The sequence below is a fragment of the Acidovorax sp. 94 genome (assembly GCF_003634645.1).
In the GTDB taxonomy this organism is placed as follows: Bacteria; Pseudomonadota; Gammaproteobacteria; order Burkholderiales; family Burkholderiaceae_C; genus Acidovorax; species Acidovorax facilis.
The window spans coordinates 1,887,287-1,908,922 of sequence record NZ_RBJA01000001.1 but is presented as its reverse complement, the minus strand read 5'-3'; the positions used below and the strand labels follow the sequence as shown (position 1 = coordinate 1,908,922).

At 60.2% G+C, this 21,636-nt stretch carries 20 protein-coding genes and 1 tRNA gene; 13 read left to right on the top strand and 8 right to left on the bottom strand.

Going from position 1 to position 21,636, the window contains the following annotated elements; translation table 11 throughout:
• Positions 1-50 precede the first annotated feature (50 nt).
• The 3 genes from C8C94_RS08875 to C8C94_RS08865 all read right to left on the bottom strand — a co-directional run bounded on the left by C8C94_RS08875 (position 51) and on the right by C8C94_RS08865 (position 4,644).
• Positions 51-2,222, bottom strand: coding sequence for a TonB-dependent siderophore receptor (locus C8C94_RS08875; RefSeq protein ID WP_233573586.1), 2,172 nt, complete (start codon positions 2,220-2,222; stop codon positions 51-53).
• A 348-nt stretch (positions 2,223-2,570) separates the two neighbouring features.
• Positions 2,571-2,891, bottom strand: coding sequence for an SWIB/MDM2 domain-containing protein (locus tag C8C94_RS08870; protein ID WP_055402700.1), 321 nt, complete (start codon positions 2,889-2,891; stop codon positions 2,571-2,573).
• 634 nt (positions 2,892-3,525) lie between these two features.
• A complete protein-coding gene (locus C8C94_RS08865; protein WP_121419543.1) occupies positions 3,526-4,644 on the bottom strand; it encodes an IS110 family transposase in 1,119 nt (372 codons plus the stop codon).
• Between the two features lie 161 nt (positions 4,645-4,805).
• Between C8C94_RS08865 and rraA the strand changes: the two genes are divergently transcribed.
• Complete coding sequence (rraA, locus tag C8C94_RS08860; RefSeq protein ID WP_121420467.1) at positions 4,806-5,321, top strand: ribonuclease E activity regulator RraA; 516 nt, start codon at positions 4,806-4,808, stop codon at positions 5,319-5,321.
• Between the two features lie 20 nt (positions 5,322-5,341).
• Here the strand turns inward: rraA and C8C94_RS08855 are convergent, their stop codons facing one another.
• A complete protein-coding gene (locus C8C94_RS08855) occupies positions 5,342-6,304 on the bottom strand; it encodes a DMT family transporter (protein WP_121420466.1) in 963 nt (320 codons plus the stop codon).
• A 38-nt stretch (positions 6,305-6,342) separates the two neighbouring features.
• Between C8C94_RS08855 and C8C94_RS08850 the strand changes: the two genes are divergently transcribed.
• Together C8C94_RS08850 and aceA are read left to right on the top strand one after the other, a co-directional pair.
• Positions 6,343-6,765 carry a gamma-glutamylcyclotransferase gene (locus C8C94_RS08850; protein ID WP_121422775.1) on the top strand — a complete coding sequence of 141 codons (423 nt, stop codon included), beginning with the start codon at positions 6,343-6,345 and terminating at the stop codon, positions 6,763-6,765.
• Positions 6,766-7,024: 259 nt separating this feature from the next.
• Positions 7,025-8,356 carry an isocitrate lyase gene (aceA, locus tag C8C94_RS08845; protein ID WP_055402695.1) on the top strand — a complete coding sequence of 444 codons (1,332 nt, stop codon included), beginning with the start codon at positions 7,025-7,027 and terminating at the stop codon, positions 8,354-8,356.
• Between the two features lie 160 nt (positions 8,357-8,516).
• On the opposite strand, the gene C8C94_RS08840 is transcribed toward aceA, so the two are convergent.
• From C8C94_RS08840 to C8C94_RS08830, 3 genes are all read right to left on the bottom strand, one after another.
• Positions 8,517-10,457: a hypothetical protein gene (locus tag C8C94_RS08840; protein WP_121420465.1), complete on the bottom strand. Its 1,941-nt coding sequence runs from the start codon at positions 10,455-10,457 to the stop codon at positions 8,517-8,519.
• A gap of 54 nt (positions 10,458-10,511) precedes the next feature.
• On the bottom strand, positions 10,512-10,907 hold the full coding sequence (locus C8C94_RS08835) for a GtrA family protein (RefSeq protein WP_055402691.1): 396 nt from the start codon (positions 10,905-10,907) through the stop codon (positions 10,512-10,514).
• A gap of 106 nt (positions 10,908-11,013) precedes the next feature.
• Positions 11,014-11,967, bottom strand: a complete 954-nt coding sequence (locus C8C94_RS08830; RefSeq protein ID WP_082437676.1) for a glycosyltransferase family 2 protein — start codon at positions 11,965-11,967, stop codon at positions 11,014-11,016.
• 565 nt (positions 11,968-12,532) lie between these two features.
• Here C8C94_RS08830 and thrS point away from each other — a divergent pair.
• The 10 genes from thrS to C8C94_RS08780 all read left to right on the top strand — a co-directional run bounded on the left by thrS (position 12,533) and on the right by C8C94_RS08780 (position 21,138).
• Positions 12,533-14,452: a threonine--tRNA ligase gene (gene thrS, locus C8C94_RS08825; protein WP_121420464.1), complete on the top strand. Its 1,920-nt coding sequence runs from the start codon at positions 12,533-12,535 to the stop codon at positions 14,450-14,452.
• Between the two features lie 80 nt (positions 14,453-14,532).
• Positions 14,533-15,141, top strand: coding sequence for a translation initiation factor IF-3 (gene infC / locus C8C94_RS08820; protein ID WP_082437675.1), 609 nt, complete (start codon positions 14,533-14,535; stop codon positions 15,139-15,141).
• 182 nt (positions 15,142-15,323) lie between these two features.
• The gene (rpmI, locus tag C8C94_RS08815; RefSeq protein WP_055402683.1) at positions 15,324-15,527 is read left to right on the top strand and encodes a 50S ribosomal protein L35; all 204 of its coding nucleotides are present in this window, start codon (positions 15,324-15,326) and stop codon (positions 15,525-15,527) included.
• A gap of 24 nt (positions 15,528-15,551) precedes the next feature.
• A complete protein-coding gene (gene rplT, locus C8C94_RS08810) occupies positions 15,552-15,911 on the top strand; it encodes a 50S ribosomal protein L20 (RefSeq protein WP_121420463.1) in 360 nt (119 codons plus the stop codon).
• A gap of 111 nt (positions 15,912-16,022) precedes the next feature.
• Entirely contained in the window at positions 16,023-17,075 is a 1,053-nt protein-coding gene (gene pheS / locus C8C94_RS08805) for a phenylalanine--tRNA ligase subunit alpha (protein ID WP_121420462.1), read from the top strand.
• 125 nt (positions 17,076-17,200) lie between these two features.
• On the top strand, positions 17,201-19,648 hold the full coding sequence (gene pheT, locus C8C94_RS08800) for a phenylalanine--tRNA ligase subunit beta (protein WP_121420461.1): 2,448 nt from the start codon (positions 17,201-17,203) through the stop codon (positions 19,646-19,648).
• A 25-nt stretch (positions 19,649-19,673) separates the two neighbouring features.
• The gene (locus C8C94_RS08795; protein ID WP_035198379.1) at positions 19,674-20,000 is read left to right on the top strand and encodes an integration host factor subunit alpha; all 327 of its coding nucleotides are present in this window, start codon (positions 19,674-19,676) and stop codon (positions 19,998-20,000) included.
• A gap of 97 nt (positions 20,001-20,097) precedes the next feature.
• On the top strand, positions 20,098-20,538 hold the full coding sequence (locus C8C94_RS08790) for a MerR family transcriptional regulator (RefSeq protein ID WP_055402676.1): 441 nt from the start codon (positions 20,098-20,100) through the stop codon (positions 20,536-20,538).
• A gap of 29 nt (positions 20,539-20,567) precedes the next feature.
• A tRNA-Pro gene (locus tag C8C94_RS08785) sits at positions 20,568-20,644 on the top strand.
• A 194-nt stretch (positions 20,645-20,838) separates the two neighbouring features.
• A complete protein-coding gene (locus C8C94_RS08780; RefSeq protein WP_055402674.1) occupies positions 20,839-21,138 on the top strand; it encodes a single-stranded DNA-binding protein in 300 nt (99 codons plus the stop codon).
• A gap of 98 nt (positions 21,139-21,236) precedes the next feature.
• Here the strand turns inward: C8C94_RS08780 and C8C94_RS08775 are convergent, their stop codons facing one another.
• Positions 21,237-21,452, bottom strand: a complete 216-nt coding sequence (locus C8C94_RS08775; RefSeq protein WP_233573437.1) for a hypothetical protein — start codon at positions 21,450-21,452, stop codon at positions 21,237-21,239.
• Between the last annotated feature and the right edge of the window lie 184 nt (positions 21,453-21,636).

The following is a 21,636-nucleotide window of genomic DNA, read 5'->3' as shown; positions in this document are numbered from 1 at the left end:
CCGCCCCGATGAGGGGGCGGCAAATACCTTGAAGTAACGTGTGAGGCCGATCAGAACTTCATGCTGGCCGTGACCTGGAAGACGCGGCCCGCGCCCGGAATGTAGTGGCCGCTGTAGATCGAGTCGGCGTAGAGCTTGTTCGTCACGTTGCTCAGATTGGCCTTGATCGTGTAGCGCTCGTTGATGGCGTATTCGGCCATCAGGTCGGCGGTCACGTAGCCTGGCACTTCCCAGCCGGGGTTGCGGTTGGGGGTTTGCGAGCTGCGGAAGTTCAGGCCGCCACCCACGCGCAGTTCGGGTGTGATCTGGTAGGTGGTCCACACCGTGCCGCTGTGGCGGGGCGTGAGCGAGGGGCGTGTGCCCTGGCCTTCGGCGCCTTCAGCACCGATGTCGATCTTTGCGCTGGGCATCCACATGTACGAGCCATAGATCTCCCACTTGGACGTCAAGCGGCCGGTGATGTCGATCTCGGCACCCGCGGCGTGGCGCTTGCCCGACAGTACGGCGATGTTCAGGTCGGGGTCGGTGTTGCGCTCACGGTACTTGGTGGAGTGGAACACGGCCAGTCGTGTGGTGAAGCGCTTGTCGGCCGAGTCCAGCTTGGCGCCGATTTCGATGTTGCGGCTGGCTTCGGGCGGTGTGTTCACCGTCTGGGCGCTGTACGAATACGTGTCGCCCGAGGTGTTGAACGACGTGCCGTACGAGAAGTGGTACGACTGCAGGTCGTTGGGCTGGTACAGCACGCCTGCACGCTTGCTCCACTCGGAAATCTTCTGGCGGTAGCTGGTGGTGGTGACGGGGCCTGGCGCATCGGCAGGAATGCCGAACGTGTTGTAGCGGCCGTCCATGTTGTCGTAGCGCAGGCCGGCCAGCAGCTTCCAGTGCGGAGCGATCTGGATCAGGTCTTGGGCATAGATGCCAAAGCCCTTGGCTTCAAAGTTGCTGGTGTCGCGCAGCACGCGCAGGGACTCGTCCACGCCGACGCCGTCGTTCGGTGTGCCCACGGTGGTTGGCGGTTTCGTGATATTGACGCCCCCTTGCGCTGCAGTGCGTGCGCCGTACACGGTCTTCTTTTCGTGGGAAAAGTCTGCACCTGCCAGCAATTCGTGCTTGTAGCCCAGGGCTTCAAATTTCTTGCTGAAGTCGCTTTGCAGGTGCACCGTGTCCATGTCCTGGATCTTCAGGTGCGTGCCGCGCGTCAGGCGCGTGGCCGGGCCGAAGTTCTCCAGCGTGGCAGCCACGCCGCCGGGTTGCTGGGCGGCCGCTGCCAGGCGGATGGCGCCGGCGCGCTGGTCACGCTCGAAGCGGCCCACGCGCAGTTGCGTCTTGAGCTCGGCATCGCCGTCAAAGCGGTGGATGTGGCCCAGCGTGGCAAAGCTTGCACTGCCGGCGTTGTAGTCGCTGGCGGCGCCGTAGTAGGCCTTGGGGTCCAGCGGCAGCAGCGTGGTGTCGCTGGCGGGCGAGCCTGCGCTGCGGCGGATCCAGGGCATGCCGTAGTTCATGCCGTTCTTGTTGTCCAGGTGGTACAGGCTCACGGAGAACTCGTCGCGCGTTCCGATGCCAAAGGCGTAGGTGCCGGCAATGCCCTTCTTCTCGATGCTGCTGCCCGAGCCGTTGTTGTCGGCCGTGGTGCTCATCGCGTTCAGGCGCAGGGCAGCGTTTTCGCCGGTGAGGATGTTGAAGTCGCCCGTGATGCGGCGGTATTGGTGGCTGCCCAGGGTCAGGTCGACTTGGTGTGAATCGATAAGGCGCGGGGCCTTGCTCACCTGGTTGACCGCGCCGCCGGTGGAGCCGCGACCGAACAGCATCGATGCCGAGCCACGCAGCAGTTCGACGCGGTCCAGGTTGAAGGTGTCGCGGTCATAAAACGCGGGGTCGCGCATGCCGTCGATGAACATGTCGCCCGTGCTTTGCAGCGCAAAGCCGCGCAGGCGGATGTCTTCCTCGCCGCCTTCGGCCGCCAGGAAGGTGATACCGGCGGTGTTCTTCAGGGCTTCCTTGACGGTGTCGAGGTTGCGGTCGTCGATCAGGCGTTCGGTGACCACGGTGACGGACTGTGGAATGTCACGCAGCTGCTGCTTGCCCTTGCCAATGGTGGTCTCGGTGGCGCGCACGCTGTCTTTGCCCTCGGGGGCTTCGGCACGTTCTTTGACGACCACGGGGGCCAGCGTTTTCTCGGGGGTGCCGGTCTGTGCCATGGCGCCCACAGAGGCAGCCAACATGAGTGCGCCCAGCGGGAGCAGGGCCTTGTCGGACGACAGGCCGCGCGGTGTGGTGGACACGAAGGAAGAAGAGGATTGTTGTGGGCGCAGCACGGAGCTGCGGCGCTGAGCGCGTGGTTTTGCCAAGATGGCCTCCGTCGGTGGGGGTGTGCTGATGGCGCGCGGGGCGCCAGGCGCAGGCGAGAGGCAGTGGCTAGATCAACATGGCTGTGCTTCGACTTGCTTCATTATGTTACATCAAATGCGGGTCATTCTCATTTGCATTGATGTTAATGCGCCACAGTCTGCTGGAGTACAGGCGAAAAAAAGCCGGCTGAGCCGGCTTCTTTGGTGCACCAGGTGCGGGGATTATTTGACGTGCTTGCCAATCAGGCCAGCCAGCTCAAACATAGAGACCTGGGGCTTGCCGAACAGCTCCTTGAGCTTGGCATCGGCGTTGATGTTGCGCTTGTTGGTGGCGTCCTGCAGGTTGTTGGCCTTGATGTAGACCCACAGCTTGCTGATGATCTCCGTGCGTGGCAGCGGTGCCGAGCCCACCACGGCGGCCAGCGCGGGGCTGGGCGTGAGCGCTTTCATGAAAGCAGCGTTGGGGGTGCGCTTCTTGGCGGGGGCAGCAGCCGTCTTGGCTGCGGGGGCTGTTTTTGCCGGAGCTTTTTTTGCAGTTGCCATGTTGGGTTTTCCTTGTTGGAAGTAAATTTTCACCAGCGAAAACTAGGCTTTCCCACTGGCAGGCTGATGCTACTGGGAAAAAAACGCGTTTCCAAGGGAGAAACGGCTTTTTTTGCCTCGATTTGTAGCCGTGGTGCCGCGTGCAGGCCAATAAGTTGCCCACGCAGCGCTCCTGCCTTGACAAAGCGGCCTGCGCGGGCCGCGTTTGAGGGCCTGCCCCTGGGGCTGTATGACAATGCGGGGCAACCTGCGTGGCCCGGCGCTAGGAGGCTGCGCGGCAGAAGGTGTCGAAGCGAAACGCGCGATCCCCGGTTTATCGCACGTTGCAGCCGATGTTCCTTCTGCCGCGCAGCCTCCTCATATGGTCGCCATTGTCAATACTGTCAGTGCCTCATTTGGTGTGCTCTCAGGATCAATCGGGTGATGCGACACGAGCGTTAGCAGCGACGATGAATCAGACTCATATCCGCGGATTGGTTACCAGCACTTCATCGATTCGTCGTGGGCCTGCCTCGCTCTAGCGTCGGGGATCTGCCTTGCGGTGCCCTGGTAGGAGTCTCGAGGGTTGCCCTATCGTGGCCCGTATCGCATCGCCAGATCGATCCTGCTGCTTGCTTGTCCTGCCTCTTTTCTTTCAGATGGTTTGGCCTTGCTCGCGCTGCGCCTGCATGCCGATGGCCCAGATGAAGCCTGCCAACTCTCTTGCGACGGCGATGCAGGCTTTGTTGGCCTGCAAGCCACGTGCACTCAACGCCGCGAAGCGCTGTGTCAGTCGCAACTGCGCTGTCCATGCCATCCTTCGTATCGGCTCGGACAGATCTTGTTGCCTGATCTGCGCTTGTTTGCCGATGCGCGCCTTGAAGCGGTAGTTCCAGGCAGCTTCGGTCAGCAGCCGCCGGGCGTGTGCGTTGCCTGTCTTGGTGATGCTGCCCCGGCTCGTGCGCTGACCACTGGAGTGCTCCGCGGGAACCAGGCCGAGATACCCCATGAGCTTGCGGGGATGCGCAAAGCGCCCCAGATCTCCAATCTCTGCCACCAGACCAATCGCCGTGATCGCGGCAATACCACGCAGCGCCTGCAGCGCAGCCACCACGGGCTCAAAGCGCCAGCCAGTGATCGAGGCCTGTAGCGCCTTCGTCAGCCGGTCCACACGGTCATCTGCTGCCGTCACGGCTTGCCAGTATTCGGTAAATGCCGTCTGCGTGGCGCCAGCACCGAAGTTCAGTGTTCCCAGCCAGCGGTAGTAGGCGCCGCACCACGAAGTTTTGCCGGTGTAGCGCACGTCGTGGCGCAGCAAGAACCCCTTGAGTTGGTGGCGGGCCTGCACGCGAGTGTTGACCGCGTCTTCGCGCGCCCGCGACAGGTCGCGGATCGCTTCGTCCTCTGGGTCGGGGATCCACACGGCGCTCAACTGGCCAGCGCGAGAGCACTCGGCCAATTGAACGCAGTCGCGCCCGTCGGTCTTGATCCTGTCTCCCGGGCGGCGCGGGATCTGCGAGGGGGCAATGATCTCGCACAGGTAACCCTTGCTTTGCAAGGCGCGCTGAAGGCCAAAGCCGGTAGGCCCGGCCTCGTACACGATGTGCAGCTGATCGGCGTTGCCGACCTTGGTCAACACCTTGAACAGCTTGTTCACATCGTGCGTGACCTTGCCTATCAGGCGCCCAGGCATGCGCCCGGGCTCGGCCGCTGCGATGCTGATGCTGTCTTTGTGGACGTCCAATCCCACGTGAATCTTGCTACTCTCTTGCATGGTCGGTCTCCTTGTTGCTGACGACGCAAGTCACAGCATGTAGCTCTACGTCCTTGGACGCAACCTACGATGTGGGAGACCGGCCGCCTAGTCGAGGGGCGGCGACCATGATGTCTAGCCGCTTTCCCTGTTGTTCATTCCGCCTGAAAGGCTTACGAAACATGACTGCTGCACCTTCCTCCACCCCCTTCAGCACCTGTGATTTTTGCGACGAGCACAAGGGTGATATGAGCGGGTCTTTCCGCGTTTTGCCCCCCGTTTTCCAGAGTTTTGGCGGTGTGGCCGCGTTTGCGGGCCCCGTAAGCACCGTCAAGTGCCATGAGGACAACACGCAGGTCAAGGCTGCTGTGGAGTCACCGGGTGAGGGCCGCGTGCTGGTGGTGGATGGGGGTGGATCGCTGCGCCGCGCGCTGGTGGGTGGCAATCTGGCGGCTGCCGCTGCGCGCAATGGCTGGGCCGGCCTGGTGGTGGATGGCTGCGTGCGTGACGTGGCCGAACTGAACGCCGCAGCCGTCGGCCTTCGTGCGCTGGGGTTGATGCCATTGCCCACCGACCGCCGTGGCGAGGGGCAGCGCGATGTGGCCGTGCAGATCCAGGGGGTCTGGGTGCGGCCGGGCGACTGGCTGTATGCCGATGCGGATGGCATCGTGGTCAGCACACAGCCCTTGGCTGCGTAGCGATCGCGGTCGGGCTATCGTCACCCTGCTTGATTGTCGCGTCGGCCCACACGCAGCGCTGTGCGTGAGGGCAGGGTGGCCAGCAGCATGCTGGCCAGCGCGATGGCAAACGCCGCCCATTGCCAGACGGTCAGTGATTCGCCCAGCACGAGCACGCCGACCAGGGCCGCGCTCACTGGCAACATGACCGAGAAGACGCCGCCCTGAGCAGCCGGCACGGCCTTGAGCCCGGTCATCCAGAGCCACACCGTCCACACGCAGGCGGCCAGCGCGTAGAACACCAGCAGCGTCCAGGTGCCCCAGCCTACGGCGGCAAAGTCAAAATGCCAGGCGGCGTACAGCCCGAACGGCGTGGACAGCACAAAGCCCCACAGGTTGATGAGCGAGGTGATGCGCTTGGGGCCCAGACTGCTGGTGAGCATCTTGCCGATCACCGTGTAAGCAGCTTCGCACACCACCGCGCCCAGCAGCAGCAAGGGCCCCAACCATGCAAGGTTTTGAGTATTTTGGGTGCCTAGCGCTTGTCCAATATGCGCTGAATGCTCTTGTTTTGATAGCGAAAACAAGGCAATCCCCACCACGGCACAAACCACGGCGGCCCAGGTGCGTGGCGCCACGCGTTCGTGCAAAAAGAGCCAGCCCATCACCGCCACCGCGGCGGGAATCGCGGCCAGGGTCACTCCGGCCGTGACCGCATCGGTGAGGCTCACGCCATAGATCATGCAGATGGTGAACAGGAAATTGCCCAGAAACGACTGCAGAAACAGCAGCCGCCGGGTTTGTGGGGCGAGGGGCGGCTCATCCACAGGTTTGCGGAGCCAATGCAGCATGGCTACGCCACCAATGCCAAAACGCATCCATGCGAGCAGAAAAACCGGCAGCACGGCGGCCAGCGGTTTGGACAGCGCCACGTAGCTGCCCACCAGCGCCATGCTGAGGGCCAGGCACAGGTAGGCAAAGGGGCGGCTGGGAGTGGTGTTCACTAGACTGGTGATCGCTCAACGAAAAGGAGGTGCGCATCATGCCCGACGAAACCCCGCCCGCCAGCCCTGCACGCCATGTCTTTGTCTATGGCACCTTGCGGCGCGGCGGATCCAATGACATCACCCGCCTTCGCCCGGCGCCAAGATTCATGGGGGCCGCCCAGGTGCCTGGGGTGCTCTACCACCTGGGGGCCTATCCCGGCATGGCGTTGGGCGGGCCCCTGGGGGTGGTGCACGGGGAGGTGTATGCCATCGAGCCAGCGCTGGAAGCCGTACTGGACGAGATCGAGGACCTGGGGGCGACCCCCAGTGACGAGTATGTGAAGCGCGAGATCGTGGTTGATGTGGGCGGGCAGGGCGTGCCTTGCCTGGTCTATGAGATCAATCCCCGGTATGTAGTCTCTGCACCCCGGATTGCCGGGGGGGACTGGCTGCAAGCGCCGCCTTCGGCCGCGTTGTGAATGCTGATTTTTTTGCAATGCGGAATTTCGATTCCTCAATGTGGAATACGATAGATGTTGCATTGCCACATTTTTTCTCGATATGAGAAATCAATTTCTGTATTGAGAAATGCTGTGGTTAAGTTGTTGTTTTTCAAGGAGAAAATTTATCTCTTCTATAAGACATAAGAGCTTGCACAAGTCTTATAGAAGACTTAAAGTTGTCTCCAAGGGCAGCACAAGCAGCCCGGCGTTTTCAACCAACCTCTGGAGTGATCTCATGCCCCAATCCCTCAACGAACAACTGAGCCGCGAACAGCAAATTGCCGCCCTGGAAAAAGACTGGGCGACCAACCCCCGCTGGAAGGGCGTGAAGCGCGGTTACAGCGCTGCCGACGTGGTGCGTCTGCGCGGCTCGTTGCCCATTGAGCACACGCTGGCCAAGCGCGGCGCTGAAAAGTTGTGGGACAAGATCAACGGCGGCGCCAAGAAGGGCTACGTCAACGCGTTCGGCGCCATCTCCGCCGGCCAGGCCATGCAGCAAGCCAAGGCAGGCCTCGAAGCCGTGTACCTGTCGGGCTGGCAAGTGGCCGCTGATGGCAACACCAGCGAAACCATGTATCCCGACCAGTCGCTGTATGCCTACGACTCGGTGCCCACCATGGTTCGCCGCATCAACAACACCTTCAAGCGCGCTGACGAAATCCAGTGGGGCCGTGGCATCAACCCCGGCGACAAGGAATTCATCGACTACTTCCTGCCTATCGTGGCCGATGCTGAAGCCGGTTTCGGCGGCGTGCTGAACGCGTTCGAACTGATGAAGAACATGATCCAGTCGGGCGCTGCTGGCGTTCACTTTGAAGATCAACTGGCCGCCGTGAAGAAGTGCGGCCACATGGGTGGCAAGGTGCTGGTGCCTACGCAAGAAGCCTGCGAAAAGCTGATCTCCGCACGTTTCGCGGCCGACGTGATGGGCGTGTCCACCATCGTTCTGGCCCGTACCGACGCTGAAGCCGCCAACCTGATCACGTCCGACCACGACGCCAACGACAAGCCCTTCCTGACCGGCGAGCGCACGCAAGAAGGCTTCTACCGCGTCAAGAACGGCCTGGAGCAAGCCATCAGCCGTGGCGTGGCCTACGCCCCCTACGCCGATCTGGTGTGGTGCGAAACCGGCGTGCCAGACATCGGCTTCGCCCGTGAATTTGCGCAAGCTGTGCACGCCGCCTGCCCCGGCAAGCTGCTGTCGTACAACTGCTCGCCATCGTTCAACTGGAAGAAGAACCTCAACGACAAGCAGATCGCTTCGTTCCAGGAAGACCTGTCGGCTCTGGGCTACAAGTACCAGTTCATCACGTTGGCCGGCATCCACATCAATTGGTTCAACACGTTCCAGTTCGCCCATGCATACGCTCAAGGCGAAGGCATGAAGCACTACACCGAAATGGTGCAAGAGCCAGAATTCGCAGCACGCGAGAAGGGCTACACCTTCGTGTCGCACCAGCAGGAAGTGGGCGCAGGCTACTTTGACGATGTGACCACGGTGATCCAGGGCGGCTCGTCCTCCGTGAAGGCCCTGACGGGTTCGACCGAAGAAGAGCAGTTCCACTGATCTGAAATCCCCCGCACAGGGGATGGAGTTACGGCAAGACAAGAAGCCACCCTGCGGGGTGGCTTTTTTCATCTCTCTCTTTCGTTTGGTGTGGGACGCATCGGGGCCGGGCGGTACGCGCACATGGGCTTTGCGTGGTCTTTCCGGGGAGTTCGCCCCGTCAGTGCACAGTGATGGGACGGGTAATTGCCGAAACGTCGCAATCCAGTGGGCCCAGCGTCGACGAAATGGTGGCGCCGTAGGCTCGGCTTGCGGGCATGGTCAGTGTCCATTCCAGATCGTAGTAGTTGGAACCAAGGTACCGGGCGTGCGCGGTGGTCAGGGGCTTTTTGTACTCGGCGCCCTGGACCTTCCAATGGGCCTGTTGTTCGATGGGGTAGTCCCTGCCGCACCGCAAGGCAACACGCACGATGGTTTCTGGCGCAGGCGGGAGGGTGAGGGTCAGGCCTTCTGCGAGTCGTGCTGGCAGGAAGGTCATGTAGTCCATCTTTTTGTTGGACAGGACATTGTTTTCTGCCTTGCCATTGACCAGCGCACCAGTGTTGCGGACTGCATAAATCGCGCTGGCGCCCACTGTGGTCATGGCCTGCAAGCCTTTGGTGAAGTCGAACCGGAGTGCATCCTGATCGTTGGCGATGAAATAAAGGGTTTGCGAAACCTGCCCCGTCGTAGCCGGAGAGGGGCAAGGCGCGTCGAGCGTCCGGTTGACGGCGTTGCTCATCACCATGGGGTCCAGGCCGATGACTTGGTCCTGGCAAATCCCTCGGCTCGACAGGCCGTCGCGCATCGCATGCAGGTACTTGAATGTGTACCCCGGAATCTTGTATTCCAGGGGTTCCAGTTTGGGGAAAAACAGCGATGCGAGCAGGAGATCGTATTTGCCCCTTTTCTCGAACTGAAGGTAAAGGTTCAGATGGGCGACGACAACGAGGACCAAGGATGTTGCGGCTATGGCATTGAAGTGCCCGGTCGAAAGTGACGCTTTTTCGCTGGCGCGCGCCAAACCATGGGCCGCCAATACTGCAAGCCACGGGTGCACCACGTCCAGGTGCCAAAAAGCGCCCTGGCTTAGAAAAGCCATGGAAACGATGAACCACAGCACCGTGGTGAGCAATATCCAGCGGAGGGCCCGCTCTTTTGCTGCAAAGACGATGCCCAGCAACACCCCTCCCAGCATCAGAGTCAGGTGAAAGGCCGTCAGTGCGCCCAGTCCACTGATGGCCGGCTGGATGCTCTCAATGGCGCTGTAGGGCATCAGGAAAACGTCACGCCATTTGTCCATGTCCAACAGATTGCTGAGCCAGCCATGGCCGGAGGCTGTGGCGGCCGACGCAGGCGCGGGCGACAACAGCTTCGAGACGGCCCCTGATTGACTTCCCCACACGGCTGTCAGCCCTGCAATGAGGAGCAGGGAAGCCAGCGTTCTACGGTTCAGGAGAACCTGGTAGTTCAGCAGTGCGTAGATTCCCAGGCCCAGCAACAATGGCGCTGCAGAGGGGTGGATTTGTACAAGCAGGAATGCCGCCAGCGGAAGCAACAGCCCATCGTGACGGTGCTGTTGCGCAAGGCTGATGAACAACCCCAGGACCACATTGCTCAATGTCATCACCAGAGCAGGATTCCAGGCGCTGTGGGTGTAGAAAGACGCAAAGACGGGGAATGCCAGCACTGCATAGGCAAGTGCACATCTGGAACCCAACTGTGCGTGGATGACGCGGAGCAGATACCAGACCGACAGCGCAAACAGAGCGCCGAATGTGATGAAGATCGCAGCCTCGGTGTCCCTGACCAGAAGGGGCAGGGCGAGCAGGTAGTAAAAACCTGGCGGCAGGTTGAAACGTTCCCCGAACAGCGGAGGACCGTTGAGCGGCCATTCCTGGTGATGGATCAGTCTGCGTGCTATTTCCACGTCGCGGATCTGGTCAGGGCCGTGGAATGTAATGTCAAAGAAGTAGACCTGTATGGCCCCCAGGATGGCGACAAAGATCAGCGCTATCCAGTAGCTTGATGTTCGCTGGCGGGTCATCAAAGCGGCTGTCTGCATGTCTACCTTTTTGATCGTCTTGTTGCTGGGGGCTGCGCCCTGTTCCTCGAAGGGCAAGAGAGCCCAAGACCCCTGTTGCGCGGGGTGTGATGGGCCGTTGCCAGAGCTTGTTTAGGGCATGTCCGAGGTCTTGTGCGTGAAGGTCCAGGCGTTGTTGAGAAGGAAATTGTTCAGTGCCACGGCGCCCACAGCTACAAACGCCCCCCAGCCGTACCACAGGCCCAGAAAATCCGTGAACAGCTTGATGATGAGGATGTTCAGCCCCAGGCCGATCAGCGACACGATGCAGTACCTGATCAGCGAAGCCCAGTAGCTGCCAACGTATCCAAAGGTCCAGATCCTGTTCATTCCGTAGGAGATCAGCAGTGCAAATACAAACCCTGTGGTGGTGGCAACGACCGGCCCTGTTAAGCCAAGCTCCACCAGCAGGAACAGGGTGGACATGTGCACTACGGCACCGATAACACCCACAACGCCATAGCGAAGCAGTTTGGAAAAGGAGGGCATGAGGGCAATGGTGAATGTGAAATAGCGGTGCCGTGACCCCCGCGTGGTGGAGAAAGAAGGGTCAGTGCGACATGGAGCGCTCAGGCGTGCGGCCTGCGTTGCCGGATCAAGGGCTGGCGGGGTTGTCGGGTTGGTTCAGAGGCAGCTTCTGGGAGACGATGTAGCGGGGTCGTTGTTTGACCTCGTCATAGATGCGCGCGAGATACTCCCCGATGATTCCGAGGCCAATCATCAGTGAGCTGCCGATGATCAGTAGCAGCAAGATGACGGTGGTAAAGCCGTTGATCGCCGCTCCCGACAACTTCATGTAAACCGTGTGCATCCCCAGCATGACGGAAAATGCGAAGAAGAGCACACCAAAGATTGTGATCAGGTGCAGTGGAAAAGTGCTGAAACTTGTGACGGCAACGGCCGCAAGGCGAATCAGGCCAAAGACAGACCATCCCGAATCTCCAGCGATGCGGGGCTCCACCTCGAAGGGGATCTGCGTAGACCGGAACCCCATCCAGCTGATCATGCCGCGAAAGAAAACGTTGCGTTCTTTCATCGTGCGATACGCCTCGATGACCCGTTGATCAAGCAGTTTGTAGTCGGACGCGCCGTTCAAGTCGTGGCCGGAGAACGCCCGCAAAATAAGATAAAACAGTTTTGCCCGTGCAGCAGAGAGGCTGGATTCGTCGCCCCGGCTGGATTTGACCGCTTCCACGATGTCGAACTCGCCAGTGCGCCAGGTTTCGATCATGGTCGGGAGCAGGGAAGGAGGGTGCTGCATGTCGCCGTCCATGATGATCACCGCCTTGCCTCGTGCCGCCTCCAGGCCTGCCGACACCGCCGCTTCCTTGCCAAAATTGCGACTCAGGCGCAGACCCCGCAACCGGGCCATAGTTTGAGAGATGGCGGTAATTTCATTCCATGTGTTGTCTTTGGACCCATCATCCACCACCACGATTTCCCAGGTGGAGGCTGATACAGCCAGAAATTTCTCGACCTCCCGCAGGGTGAACCGGATGCCGGCTTCTTCACAATAGACAGGGATGACAACGGAAATCTCAGGGTGCATAAACATTCTCATAAAGCCGATCCTGGCCGAAGATCAGCTACGAGCCAGAGTGGTGGGATGTACCGAAGTGCTGCCCTGGGGTGTGGCTGCGCAATCGGTGCTAGCGGGGTGCTGTTGCTTGACGCCCGTGTTACCGGGGCGCCTGGCTTGGTGACGCCCCAGTGCAGGACTTTCTCACATTTCGACGCACCGACTGTAGTTGCCAGATTGACTACCGCCGAAAATCATCGCACAGTTTTGCTCATGGGGCGGGCGTGTTCATGGGTGCTCCAGTTGTGTAAGCGAAACGTCTTTGATGATGTGCGCAAGCGCGTTGTCTGGGCAATCGATCCCGGGGCGGGGGTAAAATGCCAAAAATTCCACTTACAAGAGCGAGAAAGGCAATCTGGTTATGACACCGCGAACTACATCGGAGATGTTGACTGGCCGTTAAGGCTGGCTGTTCGCGCCTGCACGAGATTGCACTCCTCATCCAGAAAGCGCGGACCCGTTCCGCGCTTTTTTGTTTCTGGGCCTGGCGCGTGCCCGCATCCATTGCACTGATTGAAAAGAAAGAGTTACTCCCATGATTCACATCACGCTTCCTGATGGCTCGCAGCGCGAATTCCAGGGTCCTGTCACGGTGGCCGAAGTGGCGGCCTCTATCGGCACCGGTCTGGCCAAGGCGGCTCTGGCCGGCAAGATTGACGGCAAGGTGGTGGACACCAGTTACCAGATCACGGCCGACAGCCCGCTGTCCATCATCACGGCCAAGGATGCCGATGGCCTGGAGGTCATTCGCCACTCCACAGCCCACTTGCTGGCCTATGCCGTCAAGGAGCTGTTCCCGGAAGCCCAGGTGACCATCGGCCCGGTGATCGAGAACGGTTTCTTCTACGATTTCTCGTACAAGCGCCCCTTCACGCCTGAGGACCTGGTGGCCATCGAAAAGCGCATGGCCGAACTCGCCGCCAAGGACGAGCCCGTGGTACGCCGCGTTCTGCCGCGCGACGAGGCCGTGGCCTATTTCAAGGGCCTGGGCGAGCACTACAAGGCTGAGATCATTGCGAGCATCCCCAGCAATGAAGACGTGAGCCTGTACCGCGAAGGCAATTTCGAAGACCTATGCCGTGGCCCCCACGTGCCCAGCACGGGCAAGCTGAAGTTCTTCAAGCTCATGAAGGTAGCGGGCGCCTACTGGCGTGGCGACCACCGCAACGAGATGCTGCAGCGTATTTATGGCACGGCCTGGACTTCCAAAGAAGAACTGCAGCAGTACCTCACCATGCTGGAAGAGGCCGAAAAGCGCGACCACCGCAAGCTGGGTCGTGAACTGGACCTGTTCCACATGGATGAGCATTCGCCCGGCACCGTGTTCTGGCACCCCAAGGGCTGGGCTTTGTGGCAGGAGGTGGAACAGTACATGCGCCGCGTCTATCGCAATAACGGCTACCAGGAGGTGAAGGGTCCGCAGATCCTGGACAAGAGCCTGTGGGAGAAAACGGGCCACTGGGATAAGTACCGCGACAACATGTTCACGACCGAGTCGGAAAAGCGCGAGTACGCGCTCAAGCCGATGAACTGCCCCGGCCACATCCTGATCTACAAGCAGGGGATCAAGAGCTACCGCGACCTGCCATTGCGCTACGGCGAGTTCGGTGCCTGCCACCGCAATGAGCCTACGGGCGGCCTGCACGGCATCATGCGCGTGCGCGGCTTCACGCAGGATGACGGGCACATTTTCTGTACGGAAGAGCAGGTGCTGGAAGAGTGCGCCAACTACACGGCGCTGGTGCAGAAGGTCTACAAGGACTTTGGCTTTACCGACATCATCTACAAGGTGGCCACACGGCCCGAGGCACGCATTGGCACGGACGAGTCGTGGGACCGCGCGGAGAAGGCGCTGATGGATGGCCTGCGCCATTCGGGTTGCGAGTTCGAGATTGCCGAAGGCGAAGGTGCGTTCTATGGTCCGAAGATCGAGTACACGCTCAAGGACGCGCTGGGCCGTCAATGGCAGTGCGGCACGATGCAGATCGACCCCAACCTTCCCGAGCGTCTGGACGCCGAATACGTGGCCGAAGACGGCAGCCGCAAGCGCCCACTGATGCTGCACCGTGCAACCGTGGGCAGCATGGAACGGTTCATTGGCATGCTGATCGAACACTATGCCGGGGCGTTCCCGGTCTGGCTCGCTCCGGTGCAGGTTGCGGTGCTCAACATCACCGACGCACAGGCCGATTACTGTCGCGAAATTGCCGCAAAACTGCAAAAATCACTTCCGAATCAAGACCTTAGGGTGGCGGTCGATCTGCGCAACGAAAAGATTACGTATAAAATACGCGAGCATTCGTTGCAAAAGCTGCCGTACATCCTTGTCGCGGGCGACAAGGAAAAGGCCGCAGGAGCCGTCGCAGTGCGCGGCCGGGGCAATCGTGACCTCGGCGTGATGTCTGTTGAAGCGTTCGCTGAGCTGATCGCCCAAGACATTGCCACCAAAGCCTGATTTTTAGTGAAAACACGCTTCGGCGCCTGCCATGTGTACGGTTGTAGCTACAAAGTTTGTAGTATTTTGATTGAAGGAAGATAGCCATCGCTACTGAATTTCGTGATCGTCGCCACCGTGAAGAGCGCAAGCACCGCCTGAACCGTGAAATCATGGCTCCGGAGGTCCGTCTTTCGGGTCCTGATAACGAGCCTTTGGGGGTTGTCAGTCTGATGGAAGCCCTGCGCATGGCGGGCGAGTTGGATGTGGATCTGGTGGAAATCGCCGCTACGGCGAACCCTCCAGTGTGCCGCCTCATGGACTACGGCAAGTTCAAGTACCAAGAGCAAAAGCGTGCGGCGGAAGCCAAAGCCAAGCAAACGGTCATTGAGATCAAGGAAGTCAAGTTCCGTCCGGGCACGGACGATGGCGACTACAACATCAAGATGCGCAACATCCGCCGTTTTCTGGCGGATGGCGACAAATGCAAGATCACGCTGCGATTCCGGGGGCGCGAAATCACGCACCAGGAACTGGGCTTGGCTTTGCTGAACCGGATTCGTGACGAGTTGGCAGACAGCATCATCATCGAGCAGTTTCCCAAGCTGGAAGGCCGCCAGATGATCATGATGATTGCCCCGGGCAAGAAAAAGCCTGCTGGCGCCAAGCCAGCAGCAGAGGTTGCTCCGGCAACGGGCACCGCGGCCTGAAGTTGTGCGGGTTGGTATGAGATTTTGAATGCTGCTCCGTCATCGGGGCAGGGTTCAAAAAGGCAGTGTTTCGGCACTGCTGAGCGAAGGGTGCGAACCCTTCGATAAAAGTGGCTCGGGGCCAACAAGTTTGCAGATCGGTTTGCAAACGCCTCACGAGCACAAACAAAAGGAGCATTCACATGCCCAAAATGAAGACCAAGAGCAGCGCGAAAAAACGTTTCCGCGTTCGTCCCGGTGGCACCGTCAAGCGCGGTCAAGCCTTCAAACGTCACATCTTGACCAAGAAGACCACCAAGAACAAGCGCCACCTGCGTGGTGCAGTTGCTGTGCATGAGACCAACATGGGCTCGATCGCACAAATGCTGCCCAGTGCTGGCCTTTAATAACGACGAACAAGGAGTACATACATGCCTCGCGTCAAACGTGGTGTAACGGCCCGTGCCCGTCACAAGAAAGTTCTCGCCCTTGCCAAGGGCTTCCGTGGTCGCCGCGGTAATGTCTACCGTATCGCCAAACAGGCGGTAATGAAGGCTGGGCAATATGCCTACCGTGACCGCCGCACCAAGAAGCGCGTGTTCCGCCAGTTGTGGATCGCCCGTATCAACGCCGCTGCCCGTGAACTGGGCCTGACCTACAGCCAGTTCGCCAACGGCCTGAAGAAGGCATCCATCGAGATCGACCGCAAGATGCTGGCCGACCTCGCCGTGCACGACAAGGCTGCCTTTGGCAGCATCGTGAACCAAGTCAAGGCCAAGCTGGCTGCTTGAGATCACGATGAGCGGCTATCGTTCTGATAGCTGCTTGCGCAATAACAGCAAGGGCTAGAGCTTGAAAAGGCGCTAGCCCTTGTTTATTTTTCACGAGCGATAAAGAGTCGTATGAACGAGTTGGATTCCCTGGTCGAGAGCGCGACGCAACTGTTTGCCCAAAGCGCCACCCCCGCTGATCTGGAAAACGCCAAGGCGCAGTTTCTGGGCAAGTCGGGCCGCGTGACCGAGCTGATGAAGGGCATGGCGCAGCTGTCCGTCGAGGAAAAAAAATCCCGTGGCGCAGCCATCAATGTGGCCAAGCAAGCCATTGAAGCCGCACTGACCGCACGGCGCCAGGCGCTGGCCGACGCAGAATTGCAGCTTCAGCTCAAGGCCGAGGCATTGGATGTGAGCCTGCCAGGCCGCCAGCGCGGGCAGGGTGGTCTTCACCCGGTGTCCCTCACGCTTGAACGCATCCAGGGCATCTTTGGCTCCATGGGTTTTGACGTCGCCGAAGGCCCCGAGATCGAAACCGACTGGTTCAACTTCACCGCATTGAATACGCCGGAAGACCACCCTGCGCGGTCCATGCATGACACGTTTTATGTCGAGGGCGGCACTGCCACTGCCCCCAACCTGCTGCGCACGCACACCAGCCCCATGCAGATCCGCCACGCGGTGCAGCATGTCAAAAAGCACCGTGCCGCGCTGGATGCCGGCCAGGCGATGCCCGAGATCCGCGTCATTGCGCCGGGCCGCACCTACCGGGTGGACAGTGACGCCACGCACTCGCCCATGTTCCACCAGTGCGAAGGCCTGTGGGTTGGCGAAAACGTGAGTTTCAAGGATCTGAAGGTCATCTTCACGGATTTTTGCCGCACGTTCTTCGAGAGTAACGACCTCGTGCTGCGCTTCCGTCCCAGCTTCTTCCCCTTCACGGAGCCCAGCGCCGAGATCGACATCCAGTTCCAGACGGGCCCATTGGCCGGCCGTTGGCTGGAGGTGGCAGGCTCGGGCCAGGTGCACCCCAACGTGGTGCGCAACATGGGCCTCGACCCCGAAAAGTACATCGGCTTTGCCTTTGGCATGGGACCGGACCGCCTGACCATGTTGCGCTATGGCGTGAACGACCTGCGCCTGTTCTTCGACGGCGACATTCGTTTCCTGTCGCAGTTCCAATAAAGCAAAAAAGTGAGCTGCTAGCGCTTGATTTCAATGGGTTTCATCGCCTTTTGACATTGAAATAAAGAACAGACAAGCGCAAGCAGCTATTTTTTTCAGAGCAAACGCCAAAGAATCTCTTCACTATGCAATTCCCTGAGTCCTGGTTGCGCGAATTTTGCAACCCACCGCTGACCACCCAAGAACTGGCCGACACGCTGACCATGGCGGGTCTGGAAGTTGAAGAATTGCAGCCCGTGGCGCCGCCTTTCACGAAAATTGTGGTCGGCGAAATCAAGGAAGCCGTTCAGCACCCGGACGCCGACCGCTTGCGCGTGTGCCAAGTGGACGTGGGGCAGGGGGCCTTGCTGAATATCGTGTGTGGTGCTCCCAACGCCCGTGTGGGCATCAAGGTGCCTTGTGCGCTGGTGGGGGCCGAACTGCCGCCGGGTGATGACGGCAAGCCGTTCCTCATCAAGGTGGGCAAGCTGCGCGGTGTGGAAAGCCAGGGCATGTTGTGCTCGGCGCGCGAACTCAAGCTGTCCGAGGACCATGGCGGTTTGCTCGAACTCGATGCTTCTGCGCCGGTGGGCCAGGACATCCGTGAACACTTGAACTTGGATGACACGCTGTTCACCCTCAAGCTCACGCCCAACCTGGCGCATTGCCTCAGCGTCTATGGGATTGCGCGCGAAGTGTCCGCACTGACCGGGGTGCCGCTGCAGCAACCCTCGTTCCCCGCCGTTGCTACCAAGCTTGCCGACCGGTTGCCGGTCAAGGTGAGCGCTCCTGACCTGTGCGGCCGCTTCTCCGGCCGCGTCGTGCGCAACGTGAACACGCGGGCTGCCACGCCCCAATGGATGCTGGATCGCCTGGCCCGTTGCGGCCAGCGTGGTGTGTCGCCGTTGGTGGATATCTCCAACTATGTGATGTTTGAGCTGGGGCGCCCATCTCACATTTTTGATCTGGACAAGATCCACGGCGGCCTGGATGTGCGCTGGGGCAAGCCCGGTGAACAGCTCAAGCTGCTCAACGGCAACACCATCACCGTGGACGACAAGGTGGGTGTGATCGCCGACGACAGCCAAGTCGAGTCGCTGGCGGGCATCATGGGCGGCGACGCCACGGCAGTGTCCGACGATACCCAGCACATTTACATCGAGGCCGCCTTCTGGTGGCCCAAGGCGGTGGCAGGGCGCTCGCGCCGCTTCAACTTCTCGACCGACGCAGGCCATCGCTTTGAGCGGGGTGTGGACCCGAGCCTGACGGTGGAGCACATCGAGCGCATCACACAGCTTGTGATTGATATCTGCGGTACGCCTGACACGGTATGTGGCCCCATGGATGATCAGGCGGTGAATCTGCCGGTACCCCGGCCGGTCGCACTGCGTGTCGCACGTGCGGCCAAGGTCATCGGTATGCCCCTCACCCAGGCGCAATGCGCTGATGCATTGCAGCGTCTGGGGCTGCCCGTGGTGCAGGGCGAGGGTACGCTCACCGTCACGCCACCGTCGTTCCGGTTCGACATCACGATCGAGGAAGACCTGATCGAAGAAGTGGCGCGCATGGTGGGTTACAACAACCTCCCTACCACCCCACCGCTGGCGCCCATTACGCCCAAGTTGCCGGCCGAGGCCACGCGCAGCCCGTTTGCGGTGCGCCGTTCATTGGCAGGCCTGGGGTACCAGGAGACGATCAACTTCAGTTTTGTGGAAGAGCGTTGGGAGCACGAACTGGCCGCCAACACACAACCCATCAAGCTGCTGAACCCCATTGCAAGCCAGATGAGCGTGATGCGCTCTACCTTGCTGGGTTCTCTGCTACAAGTTTTGAAGTTCAACCTGGACCGCAAAGCACAGCGTGTGCGGGTATTCGAACTGGGCCGCGTGTTCCTGCGCGACGCGAGTGTGCGCAACACGGACACCACCGTGGAGGGCTTTCATCAGCCTATGCGAGTGTCAGGCCTGGCGTATGGCCCGAACGACACCTTGCAATGGGGCCGCAAAGAGCAGGCTATCGACTTCTTTGACGTGAAGGGCGATGTGGAGGCGCTCCTGGCGCCTGTGGAGGCCATGTTTGAACCTGCGACCCATCCTGCCATGCACCCCGGCCGGTGTGCGCGCGTGCTGGTGAATGGGCGTGCCATAGGTTTTGTGGGCGAGTTGCACCCTCAGTGGCGCCAGTCGTGGGATTTGCCACAGGCGCCTGTGATGTTCGAGCTGGAGCTCGACGCCTTGCTGCAACGCGTAGTGCCCCAGTTCAAGCCAGTGGCCAAGCATCAGGCTGTTGAGCGTGATCTGGCCGTAGTGGTGGCCGAGCGCGTGACGCACGCCGACATCATGGGTGCGGTGGAGCAGGCCGTTCCCGATGGCATGCTGCGGTCTGCCGTGCTGTTTGACGTGTACCGGCCCAAGGCACTGCGTGCCGGTGAAGAGACCCCCGCAGGTGGCCTGGCTCCCGGCGAGAAGAGCCTGGCTGTGCGTCTCACTCTGGGGCGTGACGAGGCCACGCTCACAGAGGCCGAGATCGAGGCGGCGGTGCAAGCCGTGGTCGTACAGCTGGCGCAGCGTGCGGGCGCACGGCTGCGGATGTGACGATGTCCAAAGGGAGTGATAAATCATGATCGAATTCGCAGTCGAAAGCCTGGAGACCCCAGCGCTGACCAAGGCGCAGCTGGCCGATCTGCTGTTCGACCAAATTGGCCTGAACAAGCGCGAGTCCAAGGACATGATCGATGCGTTCTTTGACCTGATCTCCCAGAGCCTTGTGGAGGGCAAGGATGTCAAGTTGTCGGGCTTCGGCAACTTTCAGATTCGGACCAAGGCTCCACGACCTGGTCGTAATCCACGCACGGGCGAGGCCATTCCGATCAAAGCACGCCGGGTCGTGACGTTTCATGCCAGCAGCAAGCTCAAGGAGCAGATCCAGACGGCCGCTGCCTCGTGAATTTGTGCGCTTTTTGTGACCAGAATGTTGCCGATGGCTGGCGGTCTGTGCGCGTCTGCAGTACGCTAGTCGGCTGTTCGGTTTGAATCCACAACCCATGGGCACCCCGCTTCCTTCCATCCCTGCCAAGCGCTACTTCACGATTGGTGAGGTCGCGGAGTTGTGTGGCGTCAAGCCCCATGTTTTGCGCTATTGGGAGCAGGAGTTCACGCAGTTGCGTCCCATGAAGCGGCGCGGCAATCGGCGCTATTACCAGCACCATGAGGTGTTGATGATCCGCCGCATCCGCGATCTGCTGTACGACCAGGGGTTCACGATCAGTGGTGCACGCAATCGTCTGCAGGAGCTTGCGCATCCGGCCCGCGATGATTCCGGAACCGACGCTGCATTGAATGGTGATGGCCTGGATTCCCAGATGCCCAGCATGCTGGTGGATAGCGCGCGTGACCTTTCCATCGAGGCGATGGGGTTCACCCTGGACTCCAATGCGGTGCGCAAAGAATTATTTGAGATTCGTGCGCTGCTTTCTCTGAACTGAGGTTTTTGTGCATATAATCTAAGTCTTGTCGGCGTGTAGCGCAGCCTGGTAGCGCACTTGCATGGGGTGCAAGGGGTCGCGAGTTCGAATCCCGCCACGCCGACCATTGATAGCAAAAGCCCAGAACCGAAAGGTTCTGGGCTTTTTTGCTTGAGAGGGCGCTCAGAGGTATCCCTGAATGATTTGTACCATGCCTCCTGACCGCTGCACTCTTAGGGCTTGTTGCGCGGGCTTGCCGCCAGGGAGCGCGCTGTGTGCTGATCGAAAACAGGTGATGGCCCGCCGGGGCGGAGGACTTTCATGATCGATGGACTCGTGGCCGGAAGGCTTTACGGTGATTCCGAGCAGCGTACCGACAAGGCTGGAAAGCCTTTCACTGTGGCCAAGGTGCGTGCAAACACGGCGGATGGCGAGTTGCTTTTTGTGAATGTGATTGCGTTTGAGGCGGGTGTTTGCGCTGCCATTCATCACCTGCGCGATGGGGATTCACTCGCGCTTTCGGGCAGCATCACACCGAGAGTCTGGACGGACAAGCAGGGCAACACCCGGCCTGCATTGGATATGGTGGCGCACCGTCTGCTTGCGCTCCACGGAGATTGAAACAGGACGCTGCTGAGTGGCGGACCTGAAGCGGGGCAACGGTGTATCCCTGTGGGTTTGGGCAACCGGCTTCAGGCGCTTGTGGGGCACCACAGATATCAAGTCGGGCTTTGTGGCATGGATGTGGTTTTTATAAATCCCAGCGCTTTGAGTTCTTCTTCGTCCAGATGCAGCTCCGTCAATTCCGGTTGCCGTGCCTCCACGGCACGCCTGCGTTCGTAGTTGCTGGGAGGGCCTTTTTCTGTTTGTCGGCGGTCCTGCCCGTTGCGTCTGTCGGTGTTGACTCTCCGGTCGGTGTTCATACTGGTGCTCATGCTGGTGGGGTCATGGGTATTGATGGGGGCTGGGGCTGTCGGTGCTTCATGAACGTGATGCTCGGTGGTTGCCAGTCGCCTCCGTCCTGCCGTGCCAGTCTGCCGGAGCTCGCTTTGTTTGGAAATGAAAAGATGACCGCAAGGCAAGGTGGGTTGCAAGGGTGACACTGCAGATGCTTTGGTG